The organism is Candidatus Thermodiscus eudorianus, assembly GCA_015521085.1.
Lineage (GTDB): Archaea > Thermoproteota > Thermoprotei_A > Sulfolobales > Acidilobaceae > Thermodiscus > Thermodiscus eudorianus.
Genome location: WAOW01000002.1, coordinates 77648 through 85894 on the forward strand (window position 1 = coordinate 77648; position 8247 = coordinate 85894).

The 8247-nt window shown below is 53.8% G+C and carries 6 protein-coding genes and 1 rRNA gene; all 7 read right to left on the reverse strand.

What is annotated here, in order from left to right:
- Nucleotides 1-46 precede the first annotated feature (46 nt).
- Complete coding sequence (locus tag F7C38_01030) at nt 47-1333, reverse strand: BMP family ABC transporter substrate-binding protein (protein MCE4600137.1); 1287 nt, start codon at nt 1331-1333, stop codon at nt 47-49.
- Nucleotides 1334-1464: 131 nt separating this feature from the next.
- Nucleotides 1465-2193, reverse strand: coding sequence for a HesA/MoeB/ThiF family protein (locus F7C38_01035; protein MCE4600138.1), 729 nt, complete (start codon nt 2191-2193; stop codon nt 1465-1467).
- On the reverse strand, nt 2190-3602 hold the full coding sequence (gene cysS / locus F7C38_01040) for a cysteine--tRNA ligase (GenBank protein MCE4600139.1): 1413 nt from the start codon (nt 3600-3602) through the stop codon (nt 2190-2192). The genes F7C38_01035 and cysS overlap by 4 nt, the downstream gene beginning before the upstream one ends.
- Before the next feature lie 147 nt (nt 3603-3749).
- Nucleotides 3750-4709 (reverse strand): aldo/keto reductase, encoded by a 960-nt coding sequence (locus F7C38_01045; GenBank protein MCE4600140.1) that lies wholly within the window; start codon nt 4707-4709, stop codon nt 3750-3752.
- A 98-nt stretch (nt 4710-4807) separates the two neighbouring features.
- Nucleotides 4808-6118, reverse strand: a complete 1311-nt coding sequence (locus tag F7C38_01050; protein ID MCE4600141.1) for a M20/M25/M40 family metallo-hydrolase — start codon at nt 6116-6118, stop codon at nt 4808-4810.
- A gap of 84 nt (nt 6119-6202) precedes the next feature.
- Nucleotides 6203-6796, reverse strand: a complete 594-nt coding sequence (locus F7C38_01055) for a MarC family protein (protein ID MCE4600142.1) — start codon at nt 6794-6796, stop codon at nt 6203-6205.
- 217 nt (nt 6797-7013) lie between these two features.
- Nucleotides 7014-8247: ribosomal RNA gene (locus F7C38_01060) — 23S ribosomal RNA — on the reverse strand; the annotation flags it as partial.

The window sequence follows — 8247 nt, forward strand, 5'->3', positions numbered from 1 at the left end:
CTAGTGATCTAGTACTTGGATAAAAATAGGGGTGTGGAGTCGGAGGCTATCCCGAGGCTACCGCCGCGCTCAGATCCCCGTTTTCGAGTGCCTGGATTACCTGGTTGTATTCGTCGTGGGTAGCCGGGGACTTGAATACTATCTGGCCTTTCTTAATCGCCTCCTCTAGTCGCTTCACTAGGTCCCAGGCTCCTTGATCGATATACTTCTGCCTCTTCTGCATTACAATCTCGACTACGTCGTCGGGGGTTAAGCCTTGCGGGAGCCTACCCTGTTTTGCCGCGATGCTGGCGAAGTACTTTATTATGGCTGGGTCGCTTATGCCTAGGGCTCCCTCCTTCAGTCCAAGACTGTGCACTCCTCCTTTGAACTCGCCTTTAACCACGGCTTCGATAGCATTGTAGACTGCTACGTCGACCCTCTTTAGACCGCTTAGTATTATGTGTTCGGGGTCATACCACTCCTGGCTGGCGTCCTGTCCTATTGCTATAGCTAGCACTCCCTGCTGGTTGGCCTCTTTTACGGCGTCAAACATTCCGACGTGGGTTAGACCGGCTAGCCCGTATAGTACCCTGCATCCCTGGCTTATCATCTGTTGCGCCGTCTGCTTCCCTAGCTGTGGGTTCTGGAAGTCGCCTACGTAGACCCATCCCAGGTCTATGTTCTTTCCAGTGTGCTGGTTGTAGTATTGTATCCCGTATAGGTATCCGATGTGGAACCTCCAGAGGGGTGGTATGTCCATCCCGGCTACTGCTCCAGCGCAGGTCGAGTTTATGTTGCTGGCTATGTCGGCAGCTAGTACACCTACTAGGCTGGCTACTTCCTGCTCTCGGAATACATAGGCCGCTACATTTGGTATTGTCTCGGTGGGGGCAGCGTCTATGATAGCGTATTTCTGGTTGGGGAATTGTGGCGCCACCTGGACCATTGGATCGAGCCAGAGGAAGCCCACTCCTATTATGAGGTCGTATTCTCCGCTCTGGCTCACGCTTTTGAGGAGGCTTGACATCGCGTCTACGCTAGCTGGGGTTTGGTAGTCGATTTGGACTCCTAGCTCTTCCTTGGCCTTCTCGGCTCCCAGTACAGCCATGTCGTTGAAGCTTAGGTCTCCCTTGCCGCCTACGTCGAACAGGACCAGTACTTTGACTTGTTTCTTGCCTGTCGTTGTAGATTGCTCCTGTGCAGTGGTTGTCTCCGTCCCGGTTGCCTGCGTGGTCGTTGTCTCCGTTTTAGTGCCTCCTCCGGATTGCGTTAGGTATATCGCCGCTGCTAGCAGGATGATGACTACTACTAGTATGGCTATGGCTTGGGAGGATAGGCCTCTCCTACGCAAGACGCGTATACCACCTCGTGTCGGAGAGTTTGTAGCTAGAGGTTTATATCGTGGGGTTTCTTACTGTATAATCTTGTCGTCTTTATTTTAAATGGTTTAATCCCGGAGCTCTATCACTTCCTGCATATATGTTAGGCCTCTCCGGCTTGGCATGGGCAGGAGCCAGGGTCTATAGGTATCTTATCTATGCTGTTGGACTTCATGTCCACAATTATGAGGGTCCCTCTATCATCGTCGAGTCCTAGCAGGTGTTTTATAGCGATCGAGGCCTCTATGCTGGCTATGACCCCGACTATAGCGCCCAGGACCGGTATCGTCCTCTGACTGGTACTTGCTGGGGCTATGCATTTTAGGCAAGCGGTTTCTCCGGGGATTGAGAGGAAGACTTGTCCATAGAATGATTCGACTGCGGCGTGGAGTAGTGGTATCTTCTTCCTCTGAGAGTATTCGTCTAGCTGGAGCCTGGTCTCCCAGTTGTCGAGGCAGTCCACTATTAAGTCTACATCGCCTATGACCTCGTTTATGTTGTCCCGGTCTAGCTTTTCCTGGAACCACTCAACCTTTATGCAGGGGTTTATCGCCTTTAGTCTCCTAGCGGCTAGCGGCGCCTTGGGCAGTCCTATACTGGGGGTATCGTATAGGAGTTGCCTGTTGAGGTTATTCACGTCTACGAGATCTGAGTCTATTATCTTAATGTGGCCGACCCCAGCCGCCGCCAGATACTGCGATACAATGCTACCTAGGCCCCCCAGCCCTACCACCGCTACTCTGCTCTTGTAAAGCTTGGTCTGGCCCTCCCCGTTGATGATGGGGAGTTGCCTTGCGTATCTAGGATCCCTGTCTGGGGGAGGGCATTTCATCGCCTGAGCCTCCACTCGGTTTTGTCCCTGTAGTCTAGTAGCTCCACGCCCAGCTCGGCTAGTTTCGCTCTAATCGTGTCGGCTAGATCATACATTTTCCTCCGGCGTAGTTCTCCCCTGACTTCAACTATTAGATCGAGGAGTTCTCCTATGGAGTCTTCCAGGGGCTTAGCTGCGCCCTCCGGAGCCAGTATATCGTCTAGCACGGCGTATACCTTGTTTACTTGTGTGAGGGCCCTGTAGTAGCTCCAGGTTATGGCCGGGTTCTCGGTCTGATCGACTTCGCTGTAGTAGATGTTGGTTAGCTCCCATACTTCTCGCAGTGCTCCTGCTAGGTTGAAGTCGTTGCTCATCTCCGAGTGCCACCGGATCATTATATCGCGTATCTTGGCTAGCACGGAGATGTCGTGGCTGCCTAGGTGGTGTGTGTAGTCTTCTTTCTCGATTCTCCTCTGGACTCTGTATCCGATGTCCTTTAGCCTTGATAGTAGGCGTTTAGCCTGGTTGAGGCTGTGCTCGCTGTATTCGAGCTGGGTCCTGTAGTGCCCGCTGAGTAGCCAGAGTCTTAGTGTATCGGCTCCCCATTCCTTGATTGCGTCTTTTAATGTAATGATGTTGCCGAGGCTCTTACTCATTTTCTCTCCGCTTATCGTCAGGTACCCTGTGTGTAGCCAGTACTTTACCCAGGGCGAGCGGCCCAGGTAGGCCTCGCTTTGGGCTCTCTCGTTTTCGTGGTGGGGGAATATCAGGTCCATTCCCCCGCCGTGAATGTCTAGTTGCCCTCCGGCGTATCTTGTGCTCATCACGCTGCACTCTATGTGCCAGCCGGGTCTCCCCTCGCCCCATGGGCTCTTCCATCTGGGTTCTCCTGGCTTGGCGGCTTTCCATAGTGCGAAGTCATATGGTTTCCTCTTTTCCCTCTCGTATTCTTCCTCCTGGGACCATGTATCCTTTGCGAATCTGCCGCTTAGCCTGCCATAATCCTTGTACTTGTCGACCTCGAAGTAGACGCTTCCGCTCTCTGTTACGTAGGCGTATCCCTTCTCCAGGAGTTTTTCAATGAATTCAATTATTTCTTTAATGTGTTGTGTTACACGTGGGTGTAGGTCGACTCGTATCCTCAGCGATTCGAGGGACTCCAAGTAGTCTCGTGCATAGTAGTCGGCGATCTCTCTCCAGTCTTTCCCGGTCTCGCGCGACTTGTTTATTATTTTGTCGTCGATGTCCGTGATGTTCTGTATATGGAAGACATCGTAGCCCCTTAATTGTAGATACCTCTTGATCCCGTCGAAGGCCACAAAGGACCTGGCGTGGCCGAGGTGTGTGTAGTCGTAGGGTGTCGGACCACATACGTACATCCTGACAAGCGGCGGCTTGAAGGGCTCGAATACCTCTAGCCGTCTCCCCATGGTGTTTCTAACCCTAATGGTACCGTTATGCGAAGGCGATTCACCACACCCCCGGCATGTCCGTTCAAGTGCATGCCTCTGGCTACATGTATCGCTGTCGGGTTATATCGGCTCGGACATCTTACGTTGCCTGCGTGATTCAAGGGCTTAGTATGTTACGCGTGTCAGCTTTATCCTCCTGGCAGCCTCGTAGATCCTATACCAGTCATCTCTCTTGAGTCTCCAGCCCATGGCTCCCGCGTTGTCTTCGACTTGGCTGGGGTTCTTTGCGCCTGGTATAGGGACGACAACGTCGCTATAGCTCAGCAGCCAGTTCAACGCTACCTGTGCCGGTGTTTTCTCGTACTTTGCGGCGAGTTCCTTCACGATGTTGGCGACTTCGAGTATTTGTTTGTAGTTGGCTGGATGGAATATTGGATCGCCTCTCCTGACGTCGTCGAGTTTCTCCGCTTCTTCAAGCGTGTATTTGCCTAGTATTGCGCCTTTGGCTAGGGGGCTCCATGCTAGTAGCGTCATATCGTTTTCCTCGGCATACGGTATTATCTCGTCCTCGGCCTCTAGCTCTACCGGGTTGAATCGTACCTGGAGGACCTCTACGTCAGCTCGTGCTAGGCATGCCCTAGCCGAGTCTACAAGCTCTATGGGGTGGTTGCTTAATCCCATGGCGCGTATCATGCCCAGGTTTAGCAGGCGTTCGAGGGCTCTCATGTATTCGCATACTGGTATGTTATGCCAGCATGGGGGCCAGTGGACTTGCATCACGTCTATGTAGCTGGTCTGAAGTCTCTCAAGGCTCCTCCTTGTAGCCTTGAATATGTCGTCATATGATAGCATCTCGCCTGGTATCTTGGTTGCTATGACTACCTCGTCTCTTTTAGCGCCTAGGTCCCTCAAGGCCCTGCCTATGAACTCTTCGCTCATCCCCCTGCCGTAGACTATAGCCGTGTCCACTAGGTTTATACCAAGCTCTAGCGCCCGTGATATGATGCTCTTGGCCCTCTCGTATTCCACCACGCCCCAGGCCTGGCTGAACTGCCAGGCTCCTAGGCCTATACGCGAGATTCTTATGCCCGTTGAACCTAACTCCGTGTACTCGACCCTCACCACTATAGGAGTACCTCCGGTCCTATACCGTTGGAACGCCTGGGTTATAACGTGGTGTATTGATTGCCTTCCCTGGCGCCGGGTATTACATGCTAGCTGGGTTATCCGTGTATCCTCTCGGCTATGCTCCTATAGAATCGTACAGCCTTCAGCAAGTGGTCTATGGAGACCCTCTCGTCGGGGCCGTGTATATTGTAGCCCAGGGGGCCGTAGTCTATGGCCTCTACTCCCCGCGGGCTGAAGTATCTGGAGTCGCTCGCTCCACCGGCCTCGACCGGCTCGGGATCAAGTCCAAGGATGGAGTTCGCCTCGGAGGCTATCTTGACTAGCCTAGCGTCCCTGCTCGTGTATAGATAGCCGGAGCCCCCTTTAACCTCTAGGCTTGCTCCGGGTAGATTTTCCTTGAGGGTGTCTTTGAGGCTCTCTTTGATCGACGCCGTGTCGGTGGTCATGGCCCTTATATCGATTATGAGCCGGTGCGTGTCTCCTGGCTTGTAGAGGTTCGGATTTATGGAGACTCCGTAATCGCTGTACTTCTCCGTCAGTATAGGGGTCCTCGTGATGGGTAGCACCGCGTCTACAAGCCTAGTCAATGCCTCATCATACGTTATACGCCCTACCCCGGGCTCGACGTACTCTAGCTGGACTCGCCTAGGGAGTACGTTACTCTTAACCCAGTCTCCCTCCATTCTGGCGATCTTGAAGCCCGAGTCGCGTGTCCATAGGGACGCGGCTACGAGTGCGTGCATGTCTACCCCGGGCGTGAAGTATGCAGAGTGCATAGTGTCCCGTAGTACTAGCCTCGTCTCGAACTCCCTCCTACCCGTTCTTCCACTCCCCACGGCGGGTTCCGCTTTTACGGAGACGGTGGCTGTGAAGGCGCTCCTCCTCCGGGTTATTACCCTGGAGAGGCTGCCGTCCCCATTGACTAGGTAGTCCGGCTTTAATCCCTCCTCTTCTAGCTTCTGTGCAAGCATGCCCGCGCCATTTGCCCCTCCTATCTCCTCGTCCCCGGTGAACGCCACGATTATAGTGCCCTTGACCGGCTGATAATCGCGTAGCGCAGACGCTATCGCGGCCACGTTTGATTTATCGTCTGCCGCGCCCCTCCCATAGACGTAGCCGTCTACGACGACAGGCTTGAAGGGGGAAGTAACAGTCCACCCGGGGCCTGGAGGGACCACGTCGAAGTGGGCCATAAACAGCGTGACGGGGCGCCCCTCCCCCTTCACAGCCAGCAGAGTCGGGTACCCATTATGCTCCAGGAGGTCCGTCTCGACCCCGTACGACGCTAGGATTTCCTGGATCCTCAAGCCCTCGCTACGGGTAACCCTCAGCCCCCTCACGGGGTCGTTTACAGTCTCAACCCCCACGAGTTCCTTCAGGAGCTCCACTACTCTGCTCCCAGTCAAGGCAGGGCACCTGGGGCACATGCATGATCCCCCAGGGGTGTAGGAATGCGTTTTTAAGGACTCGCGAGTTACCGCCTCTCCCCTTCAACCCGAGGCCAGGACTTGTATTCCCTCCCTGATCAACGATACCGCGAACCCGGCTAGTATGAGGCTCATGAACTTATCTATGAAGAGGGCTCCATGCCGGCCCAACACCCTGAGCAGTATGGACGCCGATGCGAGTATAGGGTATGCCAGGATTATGTTAACGGTCGTAGCCGCGAGCGCCGTCGCTAGCCCGTAGACGTACTTGATGTAGATGACCGTCGATATCGAGCCAGGCCCGGCTAGAAGAGGAGTAGCCAGGGGAAATATAGCCAGCTGCGCAGGCTCGCCCTTGGGACTACCAATATGGACCTCGAATATAGCCGCGATAGCGTAGATAGCGAGTATAACCCCGGCGGCAATCTTAAAATCAGCTATAGTAACGCCCAGAAGCCTAAACAACAAATCACCAATCAACGCAAAGGCAACAAGCATAGCAAAAGCAAAAGCCAGAGCCCTCGACAACACAACATCCCTATCCCTCTCAGGAACCCTAGACACCACAGCCTGATAATAGGGAAGAATCCCCACAGGATCCAACACAACAAACAACATGAGATACGGCGTCAAATCCAGCGAAGGCGCTAAACTCACAAACCACCACCAAAAACCAAAGACAAGAAGAATACATGGAAATAAGAAGACAGCGCCGCCCCAAGGACAACCCCCAACAACCCAAAGCCCAAGACGCCCAACACACCCAACCCAGCCGCCCGCAAGGCCAGGCCCCACCAAGGCTCCGGGCCCATACTAGGACCCCGCTCACGGGCTACAACCACTATACAACGTGCAGCCCGCCCCAGGGTGAGCACCCCCTGCGGCCTCGGGCGATTGGGAGCGGCGGGCTGAACCCCTCGGGGGCCAACGCCCCCTCAGGGCTTACACCCCCGCCCCATCAACCCCGTCTTCTACGGGAGCCCTCGCCGCCCCTAACAGGGCGGATGGCCGCCTCTTTTCGGGGAGGGGTTCCCGCTTAGATGCTTTCAGCGGTTACCCCACTGCGGCGTGGCTGCCCGGCCCTGCCCTGCCGGACAACCGGTACACTAGAGGCCGCGGCGCCCCGTTCCTCTCGTACTAGGGGCACCTTCCCCTCAGGCGGCCGACACCCCCCGCGGGTAGAGACCGACCTGTCTCACGACGGTCTGAACCCAGCTCACGTTCCCCTTTAATGGGCGAGCAGCCCCATTCAAGGCGGGAGCTCTCGGGACGCCCTTTCCATTTTCAAACTGAGAAATTTTTGATATAATTTAGGATGCATTGGATTTAATTCATTCATTAACCTTTCAATATTCGCCCATCCCCTTACATAGACCTTGTACATCTTTCTTCTATTGGGTCTTTTGTCAACATATGCCGTAAACGTTACTCTATACCCATGTTTTAGCATCCATTTATAGATTGACTCTGCTAGTTCACGGTTCGTGAGTCCTATTTGGAGTACAATCCGATTCTTTCTATCGATGTAAAGGCTTCCTTCTGCATCGATTAATCCTCTAACAAAGTTCTTTGTCGGTCTTTTAGGACGTTCTTTGAGTAGTTTCTTAACGTACTCGTATACCCTTTTGCTGGTAAATTGGAGCCTGTAATAGTTCTTTGTTTTTGAGGGCTTGACTATTGTGTACGATACTTTTACAGTTTTCTGAATTAGTTGACCAACTTTATCCAGGAAGTCTCTATTGTTGTCGTACACATAAGTAAAGTACTCTTTGTTCCTTTCATAATAGTAGAGGCTTCCATCGCCCGCAACTAACCCGCTTAGATAGTTTAGCGCTGATCTCCATCTACACATTGCTTATCCCTATATTGGGGATAGGCGGGTAATACGTGATTACTATTTGAAGTGTAAATCAGGGCGCCCCGTGGAGCTCCCACTCCCTTGGAGGCTGCTGCACCTCCAGGATGGGAAGAGCCGACATCGAGGTAGCAAACCGCGGGGTCGATGGGGGCTCTCGCCCGCGACGACTCTGTTATCCCCGGGGTAACTTTTCTGTCGTGCCCGGCCCCCACCGAGGGGGACACGAGCGTGCGCTAGGCCCCGGTTTCCC

Excerpts from the sequence above, each read along its gene's own strand:
- F7C38_01035 (MCE4600138.1), bottom strand. The coding sequence starts at position 2,193 with ATGAAATGCCCTCCCCCAGACAGGGATCCTAGATACGCAAGGCAACTC.
- cysS (MCE4600139.1), bottom strand. The coding sequence starts at position 3,602 with ATGGGGAGACGGCTAGAGGTATTCGAGCCCTTCAAGCCGCCGCTTGTC.